Genomic DNA, 20397 nt, shown 5'->3' on the forward strand with positions numbered 1-20397 from the left:
ATGCATTCAGACTCCCATTTTCCAGCCGCACGTATGCGTCGGCTGCGTCGAACAACTTCCCTTAGAGATCTCGTTAGTGAGCATCAGTTAAGCACCAACGATTTGATCTATCCTATGTTTGTATTGCCCGGCACAAACGCACGGGAGACGATTGATTCGATGCCCGGTATAGAGCGTCTGTCTGTAGACTTGTTATTGCGCGAGTGTGAACAGTTACTCTCTTTAGGAGTGAAAACAATTGCGCTATTTCCGGTTACGCCAGCAGAAGACAAATCGCTAATGGCGGAGCATGCCTATGCCGCAAATGGTCTTGCTCAGTCCGCCGTGCGAAATATTAAGCAACGTTTTCCTGAGATATCAGTGATCACTGATGTAGCTTTAGATCCTTTTACTATCCATGGGCAAGATGGACTATTGGATGATGACGGTTATGTGCTGAACGATGAAACCACAGCCGTTTTGATCAAACAAGCACTTAGCCATGCTGAGGCTGGTGCAGATATTGTTGCCCCGTCAGATATGATGGATGGGCGTATTGGTGCCATTCGCTCGGCGTTGGAGCAACAAGGGCATATCCACACCTGCATCATGGCGTATTCAGCCAAGTATGCTTCACACTATTATGGTCCGTTTCGTGATGCTGTCGGTTCAGCGGCAAATCTTAAAGGGGCAGACAAGAAGACGTACCAAATGGATCCTGCTAATACGGACGAGGCGATGCGCGAAATAGCCCTAGATATTGCTGAAGGGGCAGATATGGTCATGGTAAAGCCGGGCATGCCTTATTTAGACGTTGTGCGCCGTTGTAAAGATCAGTTCGCAGTGCCAACCTTTGCGTATCAAGTTAGCGGCGAGTACGCCATGCACAAAGCTGCATTCGCTAATGGTTGGTTAGCCGAAGAGCCTGTCGTTTTGGAATCCTTGTTGGCTTTTAAGCGCGCCGGTGCAGATGGGATATTGACCTATTTCGCTAAACAAGCTGCAACCTATCTGCAGGCTAAATAAAACTTAATTGCCATCCGGCTTTGTGGCTCAACCAAGCTTCATTATTGAGTTCGGCTTTGAGAAGCGGGTGTGCTTTGAGCCAGTCGGGTGGGAATTCCATGCGCCAATGGTCACCCTCTAAATCTAGTTTGATTGCTGGCATATCCAAGTTGGCCCGTCTGATAGAAAGCACCACTGCGATGCGCAATACACGCAATAAGTTTAGGACCATGGGCTTAACTTCTTCGTGATAGCCGTCAAAATCGTCGAGATTAACGGCTTGTCTGTGATTGCTGACCAAGTGTCGAATGGTGGTTTTTTGCAACAGCGTATAGCCAGGTAAATCGATATGCGACAACACGTAAGCGCCATGTTGATGATACAGTTTATAATCAATATGCAAGCCTAATTCGTGCAGCATACAGGCAGCCTTTAACACCGCATCAGTATCAAAATTACAGATACCCGTTTGTTCACAAACTTGGCTGGACAATCCCGCGGCCACCTTGTGCACGGTGCGTGCGTGCTCTACATCAATACGAAAACGCTGCATGGTTTGATTCAACGTTTGGGTACGCCGGTCGTTGTCTTGCATGGAATCTAACATGCCGTAAATCAAGCCTTCCCGCAAAGCTCCGCCGGAAATATTCATTTCCGCAATATTTAGCTGTTCAAACAAACTAATTAGTATGGCCAGTCCGCTGGGAAATATAGCTCGGCGAGCATCGCTTAAACCCTCAATATTCAAAGAGTCCATGCTGCCACAGTCGATGCATTGCTGGCGCAGTTGATAAAGGTAATCAAGGCGGATTGAATCACTGATACGTTGATTCACTAAAATTTCTACGATGGCCTGAGGAGTACCTGAGGCGCCGAGGCAATTGCGCCAGTCAAAACACAAATATTCTTCCTTTACGCTTGCGAGCAATTGCGTTGCTGCGGTTTGTGCCGCGTTAAAATTACTTTCCGCCAATTGACCATCGCCGAAATAGCGATCCATAAAGGTTACACATCCCATGTCCAGGCTATTTTCAACAATAGGCGTCATGTCATTACCAAAAATAATTTCGGTACTTGCGCCACCAATATCAATTACTAGACTGCTACCCTGATTGGCTGACGTGTAGGCAACTCCGAGGTATATCTGACGTGCTTCTTCCTCACCACTAATAACGCTAATCGGGTGATCTAAAATTTCTTCTGCTTGGTGCAAAAAAGCATGTGCATTTTGCGCCAGTCTCAAAGTCGCTGTCGCAACGATACGAATATTTGAGCGCGGGATATCTTGCAAACGCTCCGCAAAGGAACGTAAACAATTCCACCCACGATCCATGCTGGCATTGTCCAGATTCATATTTTCATCTAAACCTGCAGCCAAACGCACTTTTTGTTTAATTTTCCCAACGATTTGCACGTTGCCATTGATGACGTGCACGACGACCATGTGAAAGCTATTCGAACCCAAGTCCACGGCAGCATAATACTCACCGCGTAACGTCGGCAATCCAAACGTGTTATCCATTGCTAACGAGCTCCTCGGCTCCCGCTGTGGCGTTTATTCCGTCCGCCTTGTGGTGAGCGTCCCTTACCGCGGTCATTGGGGCGTCGTTTGTGCTGGAATTTAGGTTTTTCGATGTCATCCAAAAGTGCTGCTGCATCATAATCTGTCACGGGTATGGAATGTCTGATGTATTCTTCGATAGCTGGTAAGTTAAGCGCATACTTTTCGCAGGCAAAACTGATTGCGTGACCACTTTGACCTGCACGCCCCGTGCGCCCGATACGGTGCACATAGTCTTCTGCGTCGTCTGGCAAGTCGTAGTTGAATACGTGTGTTACTTTGTCGATATGTAATCCGCGAGCGGCGACGTCGGTCGCCACTAAAATATCGAGTTCTCCGCGGGTGAACTTATCCAATATACCAAGGCGCTTTTTCTGCGGAACATCGCCAGAAAGCATACCCACTCGATGGCCATCTGCTTTTAACCAAGCTTCAACTTGCTCACAGCTGTGTTTGGTATTGGCAAAGACAATGGCTTTGTCTGGCCATTCCTCTTCAAGCAAGGTGAGGAGCAGTTTGATTTTATCTTCATCCGAAGGGTAGAAGAGCTCCTCTTGCACCCGCGTCGCCGTCATTTGCTCAGGTTCAACTTGCACGTGAGTAGGGCTATTCATGTGTTCATAGGCTAATTCCTGCACTTTAAAACTCAGAGTAGCCGAAAACAACATACTCAAGCGTTCGCTGGGTTTGGGCATACGCCGGAATAAGTAGCGAATATCTTTGATAAAGCCAAGGTCAAACATGCGGTCAGCTTCATCCAATACCGCGACTTGGATGTTGGCCAAGGAAAATACCCCTTGTTTATAATAATCCAGAATCCGGCCCGTGGTACCAATGATGATATCGACACCCTTTTCTAGTTTTTCACGTTGACTTTGATATCCTTCGCCCCCATATATCAAACCAAGCGATAAGCCAGTGTGCTTGCTTAGTAGCTCCGCATCGTTATAAATCTGTACGGCTAGTTCGCGTGTTGGTGCCATAATAATGGCTCGAGGCGTAGAGGATTTATCCACTGGGTTTGATAATAGATGATGAAAAGTAGCGACTAAAAACGCGATGGTTTTACCTGTGCCGGTTTGTGCCTGGCCAGCCACATCTAGCCCTTCAAGACTAGGTGGCAGGCTCAGCGCCTGAATTGGGGTACAATGTTTGAAATTAGCGGCATCAAGTGCAGCGATCACGTCTTTATGGATCGGCAATTCAGAAAAATGTGTGGTCGTTAAATGAGTTGTTTGCATAGCTTATAGCTTATCAGTGCTTGCATTAAAAACAGATTCTATATAACACTTATGGGAGTGCTGAAAAAGTATCAGCAACAGACCATTAACGGAGAAAAGAATGAGCGACAAAATTATCCAGTTAACTGATGATAAGTTCGAAGCAGATGTTATCAATGCTGCGGGTCCTGTGCTGGTTGACTTCTGGGCTGAGTGGTGTGGCCCCTGTAAAATGATTGCACCAATCTTGGAAGACATTGCTGGTGAATACGAAGGCAAGTTAACAGTTGGTAAACTGAATGTCGATGAAAATAACGAAACTCCGCCAAAATATGGCATTCGTGGCATTCCTACTCTACTCTTATTTAAGGATGGCAATGTTGCAGCTACTAAAGTTGGTGCTTTGTCTAAGACCCAATTAGAGGAGTTTTTGAACGAACATATCTAATCATATGTAAGAGTTCCAAAAAAAGCCCTCGCAATTGAGGGCTTTTTTGATTGCGTTATCACGAGGTAATATGCTTACTCATCAAGGATGGTTAAAGGGCCTGAGTCGGAGACACTTGATCCAAGGAAGTAGTCTTCTTTTATTGTTTTTAGTAACGGTTGTTTTGGAATGGCAAACCTACACAACACAAAAAACGCTTGATAATCATCTCAGTAAACTTACTTATATAAATTCGCCCAACGGCATTGATAAAGGCGAAGAGTTAGCATCCCTCGCAAGGGATATTCACAGTCAGTCTTCATTGATGCAGCAAACGCAATTGGCGGAAACAGCAAAAAACATACTGCGCACTGAAAAAGCCAATAGTGCCTTGGAAAGTGCTCAACTATCTAGCATAGAAATGTTAACTCATGCTCTTCAACAGACTAAGATCGACCTTTACAAATGGCATGCTGAGCGACGTATGGTATTAATGCTACTCCTAATCGTCGGAATATGTGTATTTGCCACATCTTTGTTTAGAACCTTTAAACGCTTGGGCAATGAACACCATAGCATGTTTCAGCGTTTAACCAATCGTGTCCGAACCAGCCGCCGCGACTTTCGTAATGCTATTCAATACAAGAAAAAGTTGCTTTCATCTATGCAGCATGAGTTAAGAACTCCCATTTCAACCATAGTGGGTTGTTTGGAGGTATTATCTAACAGACCAAGTAAAACTATGCAGACTGCCTTTATTACAAAAGGTAGAGCGGCCAGTTTTCAGCTTTTACGAGAAATTGAAACGATAACAGAAGTTGCTGACATTGGCAGTCCTAACATTCGGGTGAATAATCAACAAATAAATTTAATGTATTTAGTAGATCATATAGCTGCCGAATTTTTGATGTCTCACCAAGGGCAGAATTGTCAGTTACGCACGAAATGCTTACCTCAAAGCAACATAAGCGTATCTACAGACTCGAGTAAAGTCTCCTCAATTTGTCTCGGCTTACTTAACTCTATCTTTGAGGCATTTTACGACCATGCCATTCAATGGACAGTTGATTTACAACAAACGCGGTTGGAATTAACCTTTCAGTGCACAAGCAGTAAGGAAGAAACCGTTGAATTCAAGAGGTTTTGGCTGAACGATGCAATGTTGAACGACAGCCAAAGAGGCTGGGATTATGACAAAGCCGCGATTGTAAAGTATTACATGCAGCTTATGCCGGCAACTTTGCTAGTTGAACGAAATGCTGGCAAGTGTGTAGTCTCCCTGACTATACCCGTTGGTTACACTATTGAGGAAGACCTCTTCCAAGAATGCTCCGTTAAAATCAACGGTGAATTCGCTGTCGTGGATGATTTAGAGACGAGCCGAGACTACTTAAAATATCTAATCGAAAGTGCCGGTGGCAAGGTTCGATTGTTTGAATCAAGCACAGGACTTTTACAAAGCTTAAACCAAGGCGATAATTTTGATGCGATTGTGCTTGATGTCCACATGCCCCAGGTTTCGGGCCTGGAGACGCTCGATATGTTAACCGCGATGAAGAATCGTTTTTCCGTAATTATGATTTCTGCAGACCCTGCGGCTTTGGGAAACATCACTGCAGATTACGATATCGTTCAACAGGTGTTTTCCAAACCCATTGATAGTCGCCGCTTCTTGGATACCCTGGCCTCAGCGAAGTATCGCAATCACCTTCCAGAGCCCCAGAAAATCAATATATTGATTGTTGAAGACGACCCTATTAGTTCGGAATTTGTGGTGCAAATTTTAACTGGTTTTGGGTTTCGTTCTATTGCTGCGCAAAGTGGCAGCGAAGCCAGAAAAATTTTACAAACTCACCGGTTTGATGTTGCGCTAATAGACTTGAATTTGCCCGATGAAACTGGCTACTCTTTAGCATCATTTATCAAACAGCATCTTCCATATGATAAACAGCCTCGAATGCTCGCACTAACTGCCAACACGTTAGAAAAAGACCGGCAACAGAGCCTGAAAGCAGGAATGCAGTACCACATTTGTAAGCCGGTTTACGCGACAGAGTTGAAACGCGCGATAGAATTAGTATTGATACAAGGCAATTCGTCAGAACGAAGAAATGACTAAATAATACATATAACCGATGTACACTGCAGTAAAAATACCGCCTTCGATGCGATTAACTTTGCCTGGACCTTTGATGCCAACACAAGAAATGAACAAAGCAACCGTTAAGCCAATCATCAACAAGGCGTCGCGGTAAAGGAATGAAGCATCGACTTGCATGGGGGCGATGACCCCAGCGAGGCCAACCACGCCAAGCGTGTTAAATAAGTTAGAACCGATCACGTTACCCAATGCGAGTTCATGTTCACCTTTTTTGACGGCCACTAAAGCGGCAGCCAGTTCGGGCAACGACGTACCGATAGCGATAATGGTCAAGCCTATTATCACGTCACTAACACCGAAGGCAGTGGCAATATCAACGGCACCCCAGACCAGTAAACGAGAACTTGCGACCAGAAGTACCAAGCCGATACCCAGCGAAATTAGGCTTTTCTTTAGTGGTTGATGTTCTGGGATTTCCGCCGCTACATCATCGGCTAACGCATCCTCACCGCCTTTCATCCCAGAATAGATACTCCACGCCATTAATCCCGCGAAAATACCTAGCAACGCGAAAGCGTCATCATGAGAAACTTCACGGTCTAGCAACTGATAGACTGAAAACAGGGTAACCCCAAGAAGCAAAGGAAGCTCTTTGCGCAACACCTGTGATTTGACCGCTATAGGACTGATTAACGCGGTTAACCCCAGAATTAAAGCGATGTTCGCGATATTTGAGCCATACGCATTACCCAGCGCTAATCCTGGGTTCCCTTGGCTTGCGGCAAATGCAGACACAATCATTTCCGGCGCTGACGTGCCAAAGCCAATGATCAACATGCCTATTAATAATGGTGACATTCCCAGATAACGGGCAGTGGCTGCCGCGCCATCAACAAATTTACCCGCGCTCCATAACAACACAAGAAGTCCGCAGATGATGGCTAGAATTGGAAGTGTCATAAGTACCTTTTAAAAAACCTTTTTAGTTTATTGTGAGTCAAAACCAGTTTTGGATCATATCACTGAAGATTGGGAGTGGTTGCTACCCTTAAGATTTATGCTCACTATCTCTACTGCTTAATAGTCATGCTCTCATCAGAAAACAAGGTTGTGCTGTAATAAATACAATAATTTTCATCATATTCAGTCATCAGACTAGACGAACTGGGAATATGGTGCTAAGTTTCTTACAGCTCAAACCGGAGCTTTCCAATTTTCTTTCAAATCTGAGCTTTATAAAACTCTTTTCGAAAAAAAGATTACGCACAATAGCGTTTACGTACAAAGACCCACCAATATGAATTTAACAGAACTTAAGAACAAACCTATCAGCGAGTTAGTTGCGTTGGCCGAAGAAATGGGCCTCGAGAATATGGCTCGTGCACGCAAGCAAGACATTATTTTCTCAATCTTAAAAACCCATGCTAAAAGTGGTGAAGACATTTTTGGCGATGGTGTGTTAGAAATTTTGCAAGACGGGTTTGGCTTCTTGCGTTCTGCAGACTCTTCATACTTGGCGGGGCCTGATGATATATATGTATCGCCTAGCCAAATTAGACGATTCAATTTACGTACGGGCGATACTATTGCTGGGAAAATCCGCCCACCCAAAGACAGTGAGCGTTACTTTGCCCTATTAAAAATCCGCGAAGTTAATTTCGACAAGCCGGAAAATTCACGTAATAAAATTTTATTCGAAAACTTAACACCGTTACATGCCAATGAGCGTTTGCGCATGGAGCGAGGTAACGGAAGTACTGAAGACATTACCGCTCGGGTTTTGGATTTGGCATCACCGATTGGCCGTGGCCAACGGGGCTTGATTGTTGCACCACCCAAGGCTGGTAAGACTCTACTTTTGCAGAATATTGCTCAATCGATTGCCGCCAATCATCCTGAATGCCAATTAATGGTGTTGTTGATCGACGAACGGCCTGAAGAGGTTACAGAAATGCAGCGCTTGGTTCAGGGTGAAGTCGTAGCTTCGACCTTTGATGAACCAGCCAGTCGCCACGTACAAGTGGCAGAAATGGTGATCGAGAAAGCCAAACGTTTGGTCGAGCATAAAAAGGACGTGGTTATCTTATTGGATTCGATTACTCGTCTAGCGCGGGCTTACAACACGGTAATACCTTCTTCGGGTAAAGTATTAACTGGTGGTGTTGACGCCAACGCATTACACAAGCCGAAGCGTTTCTTTGGTGCTGCACGGAATGTTGAAGAGGGCGGTAGTTTAACCATCATTGCTACTGCACTTATTGATACCGGCTCGAAAATGGACGAAGTTATTTATGAAGAGTTCAAAGGCACCGGTAACATGGAACTGCACTTAAATCGTAAGATCGCAGAAAAACGGGTATTCCCAGCAATTGATTTTAATCGTTCTGGTACGCGTCGCGAGGAATTACTGACCACTCAGGACGAGCTCCAGAAGATGTGGATATTGCGTAAAATTGTCCATGAAATGTCGGAAATTGATGCAATGGAGTTTCTCATTAACCGCTTAGCGATGAGTAAAACTAATAATGAATTTTTTGACGCGATGAAGCGGCAAAAAAGCTAACGTTACACACGCCAATAGAAGATGAAGCCATGTTAAATACATGGCTTTTTTATTTGGGGTTGGTCAAATGATAGGGTAATCTCTATTTAATCACTTCAGGCAGAGCCGTCTTATGAAAAAAATGGTGTTATCTCTTTTTGTTGGTCTGACCACATTCAGTGTGGTAGCTAAACCTAGCCCCACCCAACTCAGTGAAATGAGCGGAGAAATTGAAGCGCAAGTTATCAATTGGCGGCATCATTTTCATGAGTTCCCCGAGTTGTCCAATCGTGAATTCAAAACTGCAGCATACATTGAAAAGTACCTACGTGATTTAGGGCTTGAAGTGCAAACCGGTGTAGCTAAAACCGGTGTGGTCGCGGTTTTAGATAGCGGAAAGCCTGGTCCTGTGGTGGCGCTGCGCGCCGATATGGATGGACTGCCAGTTTTGGAGCAGAATGATTTACCTTATCGTTCAGTACAACGTGGCGAATTCAATGGCAATGATGTGCCGGTCATGCATGCCTGTGGTCATGATACTCACATGGCTATGCTGATGGGGGCCGCGAAGATCTTAGTTGATGTAAAGGATGAACTGCGCGGACAGGTTAAATTTATCTTCCAACCAGCGGAGGAAGGTTCGCCAGCAGGAGAAACCGGCGGGGCCGAAGTCATGGTGCAGGAAGGTGTACTCAAGAACCCAGATGTAGATGCGATATTTGGGCTACATATAAGTGCAGATACCGATGTGGGAAAGGTACGCTATCGCGCGGGTGGCGTTATGGCAGCAGTTGACCCGTTTAAAGTAGTCATTAACGGCAAACAGGCACATGGCGCGTACCCTTGGCTGAGTGTTGATCCGGTAACTACGGCTGCACAAGTTATTATGGGTTTACAAACCATTGTTAGTCGCGAGTTGAAGTTAATTGACGATGCCGCCGTGATCACGATTGGTTCTATTCATGGTGGTAATCGCTCGAATATTATTCCGAGTCAAGTTGAGATGGTGGGAACGATTCGTACACTCAATCAACAAGCACGTGATCACATCTATGAAGCATTGCCGCGCAAAGTGCATGCAATAGCGGAAAGTATGCGTGCTACGGCGGAGGTAACTCTGCCGCTTGACTATAACTATCCAATTACCTTCAATGACCCCGAGTTAATGGCTGCGATGTTGCCCACTATTCAGCGTACCGCTGGAGAGGCTAATGCATTGCATTCTAAGCCTGTGACCGGTGCTGAGGATTTTTCATTCTTCCAGGAGCAAGTTCCGGGTGTATATTTATGGGTGGGCGGTAAGCCGTTGGATGTTAAGGCTGAGGATGCGCCTGCACACCATACGCCAGAGTTTTACGTAGATGACAGTGGTATGCGCCTCGGCGTGGATTTGCTGACCAATATGACAGTTGATTATTTGTTTAATAATTAATCTCGAGCTAATGGCCCAATGGTGATCGAGTTTTTGCTCAAAAATAAACGAATAACGGCAACGCTGTTGTCGTTATTCGGAATGCTATTACATTGGATCCCCCCGCCATTTGAAACGCAAGGCTTGTTCTCTTTCGGCTTTGCATTTGCCATATTTATAGGCCTACTGTTTGGCTTTAAAACCGCTTGTCTAAGTAGTATTTTTATTAGTTTGCCGTACTGGTCACCGGTTATTTATGGTTCTCCAGTATTGGGTGTGCAGTTATATCATCCGCTAGTTATTGCGGTTATGCTGAGTCAACCCATCGTGGTGGCATATTATTGCTATAAGAGGCCAATCAAGCGAACCTTAGTGATCGGGCTTGGTTATTGGTTAGCGTTTATTATTCCGCTGCTAATAATGCTGTTTTATAGTGCCAATCCGTACAGTATTGTACTTGCTTTTACTGCTATGGCAGTGACCTGTTTTTCAGCCATTATTAGTCTAGTGATTGGGCACTTTTTATTCATTGGGCGATTTATGATCTGGCCTTCCAGTCAAACGCCAATGATTGAAGTGAGAGTGTTGTTTCAATACTTTTTTGCCGGTGTGTTTTTTATTGCTTTGGTGACGGTGATTTATTTTTACATCGCCAATTTTCAAGCGCAGCAAAAACAACAACTGCTATCCTACATGCAACAACGTTCGCAGGTGCTAAGTGATCAACTCGCTAGCTTTTTCACTCGCCATCAATCGGCGATTACCCTAGCCTCGCGTATCTTGGAACGTTCCCCCGAGCTAAGTGATCGTGTATTAACCGAACTGGCGCCGCAAAACCCAGAATTTCTTACCTTCTTAGTCACTGATAAGGATGGTAATATCACTCACGCTTACCCACAATCCGTGTTGACGCTAGCGAAGCGTACCGGATTTCTCTCAGTCGCTAGTCGCGATTATTTTTATCGAGCCAAAGAGACTGCACGCCCCTATATCTCTGCAGCGTTTCAGGGGCGCGGTTTTGGTAATGACAACATTGTTGCTGTATCGGCACCAATGTACAACGAGGACGGTGAGTTTATCGGAATTGTTGAAGGCTCGCTTGGGCTCAATGAGTTCAATTTGTACGATGACCGCAATCTCACTGGATTTGTTACCATGGTCAGCGATCCACTTAATCAGGTGGTATACGCCAACAGTAGCCTTGAATTTGAACGCTTGTTTGATATCGGTTCTTTTCCCTGCCTAGTCAGCAAGTGTAATCAGGCAACCGTATCTCTGGCTGGAAAAAATTGGTTCGTACAATCAAAACACGATGGACCGAAACAATGGTCCACTCACGTATTTTATCCTCAAGACGAGTATATCGAAGCGACTTCTAAATATTTGTTGTTGGCATTAGTGGTGCTCCTGCTGCTTGGTGCTGTGGGCATTATTATGGGGTATTTCGTTGCCAGTTTAGTGTCTCGACCGATGCGTACGCTAATGCATCAATTTGCTGTTTTTGATCCCGCAAACAAATCCGAATTTAAGCATGATGAACGCAACCGTTTGTATCTGCGCGAAGTGGATGCGTTAAATAGCGAATTTGTGAGTTTGCGTAAACGTTTAGTGGACACGTTCAATGAGTTGCAGCGCGCGCGCAGCAAGCAGGAGTTGCTAAACAAAGAGCTGAATCATTTGAATACGACATTGCAGAAACGCGTAGAAGAGAAAACTCACTCACTGACTACGGCCCTGAAAATGGCGGAAGTCGCTAGTGAGGCAAAATCTAAATTTCTGGCCAATATGTCACATGAGATCCGTACGCCCATGAACGGTATTATTGGCAGCTGCGAAAATTTATTAACGGAAGATTTAAGTAAACCTCTAGAGCGCAAAATAAAGGTTATTGCAGAGTCTGCGCAAAACCTGCTCTTAATTTTAGACAGTGTGTTGGATTGGTCAAAAATTGAATCGGGCGAAATGCAAATACGGGTTTACCCGTTTGATGTCGTAGCTACAACTCGCAACGCTTGTGAATTGCACTCTGAAGCTGCATTAAAAAAAGGTATTCGACTCAGCTGCGAGATATCAGAAGAGGTGCCGCCGCTGGTGCAAGGTGACTCTGGCAAATACGCCCAGATATTAAATAACTTGTTGAATAACGCTATAAAGTTCACGCATATTGGCAAAGTATCGTTAACCCTTAAATATAATCGTGGCGTTCTGCGCTTACTGGTTCGCGACACTGGTGTTGGGATAGCTAATGAAGATCTTCAGTCTATTTTCGATGAGTTTGTGCAAACAGATTTTACTGCTGCTCGGCAGTACGGTGGCACGGGACTAGGCTTGGCTATTACCAAGCAAATGATTGAACTGATGTCAGGCAATATTGCGGTTAATAGTACACCAGGTGAAGGCACCGTTTTTTCGATAAGCATACCAATGGCAGAGGCCAACTCGGATAATAAGCCTGCGGCAGTGGGTTTGCCCAAGTTACCCGCGGGTTTGCGTATATTAATTGCAGAAGACAATGCGGTGAATGCAGAGATACTGACCGATATGCTCAGTAAAGAAGGAGTAAAAGTTGTTAGTGCTCGCAATGGCAAAGAGGCACTAGCTGCTGTAGAGGCATATCGTTTCGACGCCATATTGATGGATTGTCAAATGCCAGAAATGAATGGCTATGAAGCAACTGAAGCGATTAGGCGTTTGGACAACGACAAAGCTAATACATTGGTTATTGCCATTACGGCTAATGCTTTTGAAGAAGACAGGCAGCGCTGTCTACTAGCAGGCATGAATGATTACATGAGTAAACCCATCACACGTGCAGAAGTTATTAGAACATTGACGCGCAACCTGCTGTGAAAGCTTTTAGTTATTCTTCTGGGTATCAATATCACCGTGTTCGCGCAGAAACTGTTTAAAGCCAGAAGCCGCTAGACTTTCCGGTCGGCTATTTAAAGTAACCGCTTGCCAGTAGTTCTGTAGCGGGAAATCATTAACCTGTAAAAATGTCAGGTCATCTGACGGCGAATGCGCCAAGGTTTGCTCAGAGACTATCGCAATTCCTAAGCCTGTCGATACGGATAGTCGAATGGCTTCATTGCTCTCGATGACCATGACGTTATTGAGTTCAATTTTTTGCGCTTGGCAATAATCATCCACTAGTTTCCGAGTGCCTGAGCCAGGCTCCCGCAATAGAAAGCGTTGATTGGTTAGTTCGCTTAGATGGCAGTGATTTGGACCTGTGTAGTCTTTAGGCGCGATTACACTCAATCGATTGAGCAAAAACGGCTCAACATGGATCGCCATATCACGGGGAGGCTGACTAAAAATATAAATATCGTCCTGATTGTTCTGTAAACGCTCGATTATTTGCGCTCGATTGCCAACTTTTAGAGTGATATCAATGCCCGGATGAAGTTGACAAAATTCGGCCAATAAAGGCGGCACTACATACTTCGCCGTGGTAACCACCGCGATTTTCAAGGAGCCTACTTCCATCCCTTGTAAGGCCTGCATATAGCTATCTAGTCTGGCTTGCGAACTTAACACCTCTTGAGCACATTGGTAGACCGCTTTGCCCGCATCAGTCATCTTTAATCTGCCTTGGTGCTGCTCTAGCAGTGCCATATTAAACAACGACGCGAGTTTCTTAAGCTGCAAAGAAACAGTAGGTTGAGATAGCCCCAGCGCTGTCGATGCAGCCGTGATAGAGCCACTATCAACAACTTGTTGGTAGACTTGTAACAGCCGAAACGTTAACGAATTCATATCGCACCCTATAGGTAAACGTAAAACAAAATACAAAAACCATAATAAAATGTAAATGCTGTGTCGTTGCAGTTTGGCGTCAACGCTCTGCAGCATAGAGCCCAACACTGGCAGAAACCAATGGTTTTAGACATCTTATTTACCATCAACACTGCTTTAGTACGGTCATTCGAAGCAATGGGAACAATTCTATTTTTAGGGTATACTCTGCGCCTTTTTAATCCTTGCGTACAGGCGCCTGCTCAAAGGCTGTGACTAAAGTTGGAGTTGAAATGAATAAAGTAGCGATAGTAATGGGTTCAACATCAGACTGGCCAACCATGCAAAATGCGGCGAAGATGTTGCAGGCTTTTGGCGTGGAATTCGAAGCGAAGGTTGTTTCTGCTCATCGCACACCTGATCGTTTGACTGAGTTTGCTGTAAACGCAGAAGATAACGGTTTTGACGTAATCATTGCTGGTGCTGGTGGCGCTGCACATTTGCCTGGCATGATAGCCGCGCATACACATCTGCCAGTGCTAGGCTGCCCGGTTCGCTCAAGTCAGCTAAGTGGTATGGATTCATTGTTATCGATTGTGCAAATGCCTAAAGGAGTTGCCGTGGGTACCTTGGCCATCGGCGAAGCCGGTGCCGCTAACGCCGGCTTACTCGCAGCTCAAATCATTGCTTTACATAATCCTGCCGTGCGGCAAGCAATCTTGGATTTTAGGCAGGAACAAACCGAGAAGGTTTTAGCCGCCGCTGATTTGGAACTAGATGCATGAAGGTAGTTGTATTTGGCGATGGTCAATTGGCGCAAATGCTTAGCCTTGCCGGCGCACCATTGGGTATAGAGGTCGCTGCGGTTAATGTAAAAAATCAGCAGCTGGTAAATCCGGTTGACAAAGCACCGTTGAATGATTCACTCAAAGATGCTGTGGATGCCGCACAGGCATTGACGGTTGAGTTTGAGCATGTGCCCGTTGATTTACTTACGATGGCTCAGGCATCCCAAAAATTATATCCGCATTTTGATGCCATTCGACTTGGTGCTGATCGCGTGCTAGAAAAGCAGTTTTTAGACCGTCTAGCGATCCCAAATTGCCGCCACAAGATAATTACCCACATTGACCAGCTGCCAGATGTTGTTGCCGAGTTGGGTAGCAAAATTATCTTCAAAGCGAGCTTGGATGGCTATGATGGCTACGGTCAGTGGCGTTTGACGGAAGCGAGTTCGCTATCTGATCTAACGGCAGAGTTGGCAAAGCTTGATTTGGCAGCAGTACCAATTGTTGCCGAAGAAATGGTATCTTTTGAGCGCGAGCTCTCGATCATTGGTGCGCGCAATGCGCAGGGGCAGATAAGCGTTTACCCATTGGCGGAAAATCGCCACTATCAAGGGCAATTGCACGTGTCAGTAGCGCCTGCGCCTGCGTTAACTCCCGCGTTACAAGAGCAAGCGTTAGCGCTTTTCCATAAAATTGTGAATGATCTCAACTACGTCGGTGTGCTTGCGGTTGAAATGTTCCAAGTGGGTGATCAATTATTGGTTAATGAGCTAGCACCGCGGGTGCATAATTCAGGGCATTGGACGCTACATGGAGCACAGACTTCGCAGTTCGAAAATCAGTTACGTGCAGTGTTGAACTTGCCACTTGGCGATATGTCCGTCACTGGAGTCAGTGCAATGGTTAATATCATTGGGTGCGGTAGCATTGCGAAAGACGTTTTAGGACTACCGGGTTGTCACTTACATTGGTACGGTAAAACGGTGCGCGCGAAGCGCAAGATGGGGCACATTAATGTGGTCGCGGCTGACTATGCAGAGTTAGCGGATCGACTTGCCGCTCTAGCGCAATTATTACCGGCTGAAAATTTCCCTGTTTTAGCAGACGAGGTAACAAAATTAAAAGGTTTAAACGGCGCATAAAAGCGCTTGACAAAATGTTAGGCGTACCTAAAATACGCGCCTCTACAGTGTGCCGACTTAGCTCAGTTGGTAGAGCAACTGACTTGTAATCAGTAGGTCGCCAGTTCGATTCCGGCAGTCGGCACCATTTCTAACGTTTCCCATATTAGCTAATGCTGATACCACAGTGACGGTTCAACGTCATAGCACGTCTTTCATATTGCTACATAGCGCAACTTCAGTGATTGGATGATAATCGCAGGGTTTATTTTATTGACATGAAGTAGTCAAACAGCTATTCCTTTAGTGTTGTTTATTAATAGTTCATTGCTGCAGGTTCTGTGCAGCCAAACGTGGTGTTATTAGGCCTATGCAAGCCAGTGAAATTCTAAAAGCCATACAGACTGCTCAAACCCAATATATTACAGGCACTAGCGCGGGAGTTTTGTTCAACGACATGTTGACAGCCTTGTTAGAGCTAACAGATAGCGAGTATGGTTTTATTGGAGAGATAAAAACCAGCGCAGAAGGCCAGCTATTTTTAAAAACGCACGCGTTAACGAATATTGCTTGGAATGAAGAAACCCGAATGTTTTATGAGCAGAATGCGCCGTTTGGTCTAGAGTTTCACAATTTAGATACATTATTCGGGCAGGTAATCAAAACAGGTCAGGTGGTTATTGCGAATGACCCATCGCACGACCCCCGAGCGGGGGGGATTCCTAGCGGTCATCCTGACCTCAATCACTTTTTGGGTCTTCCATTCCATTTGGGCGATCGTTTTATTGGTATGGCAGGGCTTGCCAATCGTCCCAACGGCTTTGATGAATCAATTGTGGAGTTCTTGCAGCCTTTGATGATGACATGTGCGCAACTGACAGAGGCATATCGATTAGATCGAGAAAACAAAGAAATGTTGAGTTCAGTAATGGCTTTGAAAGAACAAGCTGAAAGTGCCAATATTGCGAAGAGTGATTTTATTGCCAACATGAATCATGAAATGCGCACGCCGTTGCATGGCATATTGGGTACCACAGAGTTAATCCAAGAATATTTCGAGTTTAAGTATCCGAATGATCCCAAGCTAGCTGAGTATTTGGATAATATTATCTCTTCGGCCAAGCATCTAAGTGGTATTGTTTCAGATACCTTAGACTTGGCTAAAATTGAGGCGGGTGCAATTGATGTTAATCGTGAAGCATTTGTAATAGATGAGATGATTAATGAGGTGTTTGAGTTGTCAGTACGATTAGCCGAGAAGCAAGGCAACCAATTACTATTTAAGCCAGTTAAACTGGGAGTAGTCATTGAGAGTGATAAACAAAAACTCAAACAAGTCTTACTCAATTTACTTTCAAACGCGAATAAGTTTACTGAAAACGGGCAAATAACGATTGAGTTATTGCAAGAAAACCGCGCTAATGGCCCGTTTGTGATCATCAAGGTCATCGACACTGGGATCGGCATTGAGGAAAGTCGTCATAAACAAGTGTTTGAGCCCTTTTCGCAAGTTGATTCTAGTGCCACTAAAAAGTTTAAAGGGACAGGCCTTGGATTAAGTATTTCGAAGCAATTTATTGAGTTACTGGGTGGAGAAATGGTTCTCGAGAGTCAGCTAGGTCAGGGCAGCACATTTACCTTAAGCCTACCAATTAAGGGGTAAATGATATTGAAAATACTATCGGTAGAAGACAGCGAAATAAATCAAACTCTCATTACAGAGCGTTTAAAACTGCGTGATTACGAAGTATTGCAAGCGTTTGATGGCCAGCAAGCCCTGCAATTAGCTCGTGCCGAACCCTTAATCGACCTCATTTTGTTGGATATCGGTTTGCCTGATGTCAGTGGCATAGAGGTTGCTCAGCAGTTAAGGCAGAGCGCAACACATCGAGATACGCCAATAATTTTCTTAACAGGGCATACTACTCCAGAGTACCAAGATCAAGCTAATGCGCTGGCAAATACAGAGTTTTACTCCAAACCAGTAGACTTTAAAGCGCTATTTACACGAATTTCGCAGCTCACCAGTGCGCAATGAAAATGCCAGTATCTTTTGCAGTTTGCCATTAGCTTTAGTGACATCTAAAGTCACTTGCATACCGATTAAAAGCATGTACTAATGAACGCCCGTTGAAGTCCTAAATGTCTGCTTGGTGAACATCAGCGTTGCATCTAAAACAGCATATTATTTACCTTTTTTAAACCGAGCAGGTTCATTGTCACCTAGGGGAAGAAGTATGCCTTTTCATATTCGAATGAGTCGTTTTACTTTACTGTTATTAGGTCTGCTGAGCTTGCCATCCGCAGTTGCGAGTTCGCCAATCAGTGTTAATCAAGCCTGGGCGCGAGCTACGTTTCCGTTAGCGCCAACCGGGGCTGTTTATTTGCAAGTAGAAAATCACAGTAAGCGCACTGTTGTGTTAGAGCGCGCGTCGGTGCCTGAGACTATTGCTAGCGAAGCGCAAATACACAATGTGATTAAAGATGGCGATATGATGAAAATGCGTGAGCAAAAAGACGGGGTTTTCGTTCCCGCCGGAGAAACCTTACTGTTTGCGCCAGGCGGATATCACGTCATGTTATTAGGCCTTAAGTCGGGCTTGGAAGCTGGGCAACAGTTTATGCTTACCTTACATCTGGATTCCGGAGAAGCGTTTGAGACTCAGGTGACCGTTCAGTCAGTCGATGACGCAGGGCATGCACACGAGCATCATCACTAACTAAATCGCAATTTAGGCTAATCTAAAATCGACTATTCTGCGTTAACAGTGATAATCCATTAAACGACAATGGTTAGACGTTTAACGCTTTCCTCTGGCTTCAGCAGATCTAGTCGGTATGCTGGAAGATAAGAAAACAGGAGTGAACATGCACAAAATTGATATCGGAATTAATGAATCAAATCGTATTGCAATAGCTGATGGACTTAAGCGCCTATTAGCAGATTCATACACGCTGTACTTACAAACGCATAATTTTCATTGGAATGTCACCGGCCCGCAATTTCGCGAGTTGCATTTGATGTTTGAAGAGCACTACACCGAGCTTGCCATCGCAGTCGATGATATCGCTGAACGGATCCGCACGCTGGATGTACCTGCGCCTGGCACCTACAAAGCGTTTGCAGAATTAAGCTCAATCAAAGAAGTTGAAGGCGTACCTGCCGCAGATGAAATGGTTGCTTTGTTAACCAAAGGTCATGAACAAGTGGTGAAAACGTGCCGTGCTGTACTTTCTACTGCGCAAGAGGCCGATGATGAATCCACAGCTGCACTTGTCTCTGACCGCATGCGCGTCCATGAAAAAACTGCTTGGATGTTGCGCGCGACTCAATCTAACGCCTGAGGAATAAATAATGCAAAAACAAATTCTATTGTGTGGACTACTAGCTACTGGATTAGCGTTGAATGTTAATGCACACAATCATGCTGGGTCTGAAGTGAACGTGACAGAGTTAACCGATGGCCTTAAACATCCTTGGGGTATGGTGCAATTACCCAACGGTGATTTTATTATCAATGAACGCCCAGGAACGATGCGTCGCTTTAGCCAAGGAGTCTTGAGTGAGCCTATCGTTGGGGTGCCTGAGGTTGTAGCGAAAAATCAAGGTGGCTTGTTAGGAATTACTGCTGACCCTGATTTTGCCAATAACAATACCTTGTATTTCTGTTACAGCAGCCCTGGTGAAGGCGGGGCAACAAGTACCGTCGCGAGCGCAACCCTTAATGGGCAAGCGTTGACAGATGTTCGTGTTTTATTTACCGCCGATCCACGCATTGATACAGGTTTTCATTTTGGCTGTCGTGTAGTGATTGACGGGCAGGGCGATTTGTACATCAGTATGGGTGACCGCGGTTCTCAGCGTCACGAGGCTCAAAATACTGACAATCACTTTGGCACAGTTGCACGGATCAAGCGCGATGGCTCGGTACCTGAAGACAATCCTTTTGTGTCTGGCCAAGCGCCAGAAGTGTTTTCCTATGGCCACCGGAATGTGCAAGGAATGACCGTGCATCCGGAAACGGGAGCCGTTTGGACAAACGAGCATGGTCCTAAAGGTGGTGACGAAGTCAACATCTTAGGCAAAGGTAATAACTACGGTTGGCCAGTGATCACTTACGGTGTGAACTATGATGGCTCAACGGTATCCGAGCTCACCGCGAAAGAAGGCATGGAGCAACCGTTTATGTATTGGGATCCATCAATCGCGCCGAGCGGAATGGATTTCTATCAGGGCGATGCATTTAGTGACTGGCAAGGCGACCTCTTAGTAGGCTCACTTAAGTTTGACCATCTTCGTCGTATCGAACTGGATGACAGTGGCGCTGTGGTGGCTCAACATGAGCTGTTGCGTGACAGAGGGGAACGTATTCGTGATGTGGTGGTTGGCAACGATGGATTGATTTATCTGCTCACTGATGAGCCTAACGGCAAGTTGTTGCAGGTATCACCGAAGTAACCGCGCGATCAGTCCTTCAGCAGAACAGTGTTAAGCTGTTCTGCT

Annotated in this window: 17 protein-coding genes and 1 tRNA gene; 14 read left to right on the forward strand and 4 right to left on the reverse strand. The window is 45.2% G+C overall.

Features of this window, described 5'->3' with window-relative positions; all coding sequences use genetic code 11:
• Window positions 1-1005, forward strand: coding sequence for a porphobilinogen synthase (hemB, locus tag CSH92_RS13075; RefSeq protein WP_100658082.1), 1005 nt, complete (start codon window positions 1-3; stop codon window positions 1003-1005).
• Here the strand turns inward: hemB and CSH92_RS13080 are convergent.
• Both CSH92_RS13080 and rhlB read right to left on the reverse strand, forming a co-directional pair.
• A complete protein-coding gene (locus CSH92_RS13080) occupies window positions 998-2506 on the reverse strand; it encodes a Ppx/GppA phosphatase family protein (RefSeq protein WP_100658083.1) in 1509 nt (502 codons plus the stop codon). The two genes, hemB and CSH92_RS13080, sit on opposite strands and share 8 nt — an antisense overlap.
• 2 nt (window positions 2507-2508) lie before the next feature.
• Complete coding sequence (rhlB, locus tag CSH92_RS13085; protein ID WP_100658084.1) at window positions 2509-3786, reverse strand: ATP-dependent RNA helicase RhlB; 1278 nt, start codon at window positions 3784-3786, stop codon at window positions 2509-2511.
• A 100-nt stretch (window positions 3787-3886) separates the two neighbouring features.
• Here rhlB and trxA point away from each other — a divergent pair, with 100 nt between their 5' ends.
• Complete coding sequence (trxA, locus tag CSH92_RS13090) at window positions 3887-4213, forward strand: thioredoxin TrxA (RefSeq protein WP_100642744.1); 327 nt, start codon at window positions 3887-3889, stop codon at window positions 4211-4213.
• 556 nt (window positions 4214-4769) lie between these two features.
• Window positions 4770-6311, forward strand: coding sequence for a response regulator (locus CSH92_RS13095; RefSeq protein ID WP_164084741.1), 1542 nt, complete (start codon window positions 4770-4772; stop codon window positions 6309-6311).
• Here CSH92_RS13095 and CSH92_RS13100 read toward each other — a convergent pair.
• Window positions 6291-7253, reverse strand: coding sequence for a calcium/sodium antiporter (locus tag CSH92_RS13100; protein ID WP_100658086.1), 963 nt, complete (start codon window positions 7251-7253; stop codon window positions 6291-6293). The two genes, CSH92_RS13095 and CSH92_RS13100, sit on opposite strands and share 21 nt — an antisense overlap.
• 337 nt (window positions 7254-7590) lie before the next feature.
• Between CSH92_RS13100 and rho the strand changes: the two genes are divergently transcribed.
• The 3 genes from rho (at window position 7591) to CSH92_RS13115 (ending at window position 13096) form a co-directional block, all read left to right on the forward strand.
• A complete protein-coding gene (gene rho / locus CSH92_RS13105; protein ID WP_100658087.1) occupies window positions 7591-8856 on the forward strand; it encodes a transcription termination factor Rho in 1266 nt (421 codons plus the stop codon).
• A gap of 112 nt (window positions 8857-8968) precedes the next feature.
• Complete coding sequence (locus CSH92_RS13110) at window positions 8969-10267, forward strand: amidohydrolase (RefSeq protein WP_100658088.1); 1299 nt, start codon at window positions 8969-8971, stop codon at window positions 10265-10267.
• 18 nt (window positions 10268-10285) lie between these two features.
• Window positions 10286-13096: a response regulator gene (locus CSH92_RS13115; protein WP_100658089.1), complete on the forward strand. Its 2811-nt coding sequence runs from the start codon at window positions 10286-10288 to the stop codon at window positions 13094-13096.
• Between the two features lie 6 nt (window positions 13097-13102).
• Here CSH92_RS13115 and CSH92_RS13120 read toward each other — a convergent pair whose 3' ends face one another.
• Entirely contained in the window at window positions 13103-14005 is a 903-nt protein-coding gene (locus CSH92_RS13120; RefSeq protein WP_164084742.1) for a LysR family transcriptional regulator, read from the reverse strand.
• 272 nt (window positions 14006-14277) lie between these two features.
• Here CSH92_RS13120 and purE point away from each other — a divergent pair, with 272 nt between their 5' ends.
• From purE to CSH92_RS13160, 8 genes are all read left to right on the forward strand, one after another.
• Complete coding sequence (gene purE / locus CSH92_RS13125) at window positions 14278-14769, forward strand: 5-(carboxyamino)imidazole ribonucleotide mutase (protein ID WP_100658091.1); 492 nt, start codon at window positions 14278-14280, stop codon at window positions 14767-14769.
• Window positions 14766-15914 (forward strand): 5-(carboxyamino)imidazole ribonucleotide synthase, encoded by a 1149-nt coding sequence (locus CSH92_RS13130; RefSeq protein WP_100658092.1) that lies wholly within the window; start codon window positions 14766-14768, stop codon window positions 15912-15914. Before purE ends, CSH92_RS13130 begins: the two co-directional genes overlap by 4 nt.
• Window positions 15915-15965: 51 nt before the next feature.
• A tRNA-Thr gene (locus tag CSH92_RS13135) sits at window positions 15966-16041 on the forward strand.
• A gap of 222 nt (window positions 16042-16263) precedes the next feature.
• Entirely contained in the window at window positions 16264-17556 is a 1293-nt protein-coding gene (locus tag CSH92_RS13140; RefSeq protein ID WP_100658093.1) for a sensor histidine kinase, read from the forward strand.
• Window positions 17557-17931, forward strand: a complete 375-nt coding sequence (locus CSH92_RS13145; protein WP_100658094.1) for a response regulator — start codon at window positions 17557-17559, stop codon at window positions 17929-17931.
• 199 nt (window positions 17932-18130) lie between these two features.
• Complete coding sequence (locus CSH92_RS13150) at window positions 18131-18613, forward strand: copper chaperone PCu(A)C (protein ID WP_100658095.1); 483 nt, start codon at window positions 18131-18133, stop codon at window positions 18611-18613.
• Between the two features lie 148 nt (window positions 18614-18761).
• A complete protein-coding gene (locus CSH92_RS13155; protein WP_100658096.1) occupies window positions 18762-19238 on the forward strand; it encodes a Dps family protein in 477 nt (158 codons plus the stop codon).
• Between the two features lie 10 nt (window positions 19239-19248).
• Window positions 19249-20352 carry a PQQ-dependent sugar dehydrogenase gene (locus CSH92_RS13160; protein ID WP_100658097.1) on the forward strand — a complete coding sequence of 368 codons (1104 nt, stop codon included), beginning with the start codon at window positions 19249-19251 and terminating at the stop codon, window positions 20350-20352.
• Window positions 20353-20397 lie beyond the last annotated feature (45 nt).

Source organism: Neoalteromonas flava (assembly GCF_002807685.1).
In the GTDB taxonomy this organism is placed as follows: domain Bacteria; phylum Pseudomonadota; class Gammaproteobacteria; order Enterobacterales; family Alteromonadaceae; genus Alteromonas_E; species Alteromonas_E flava.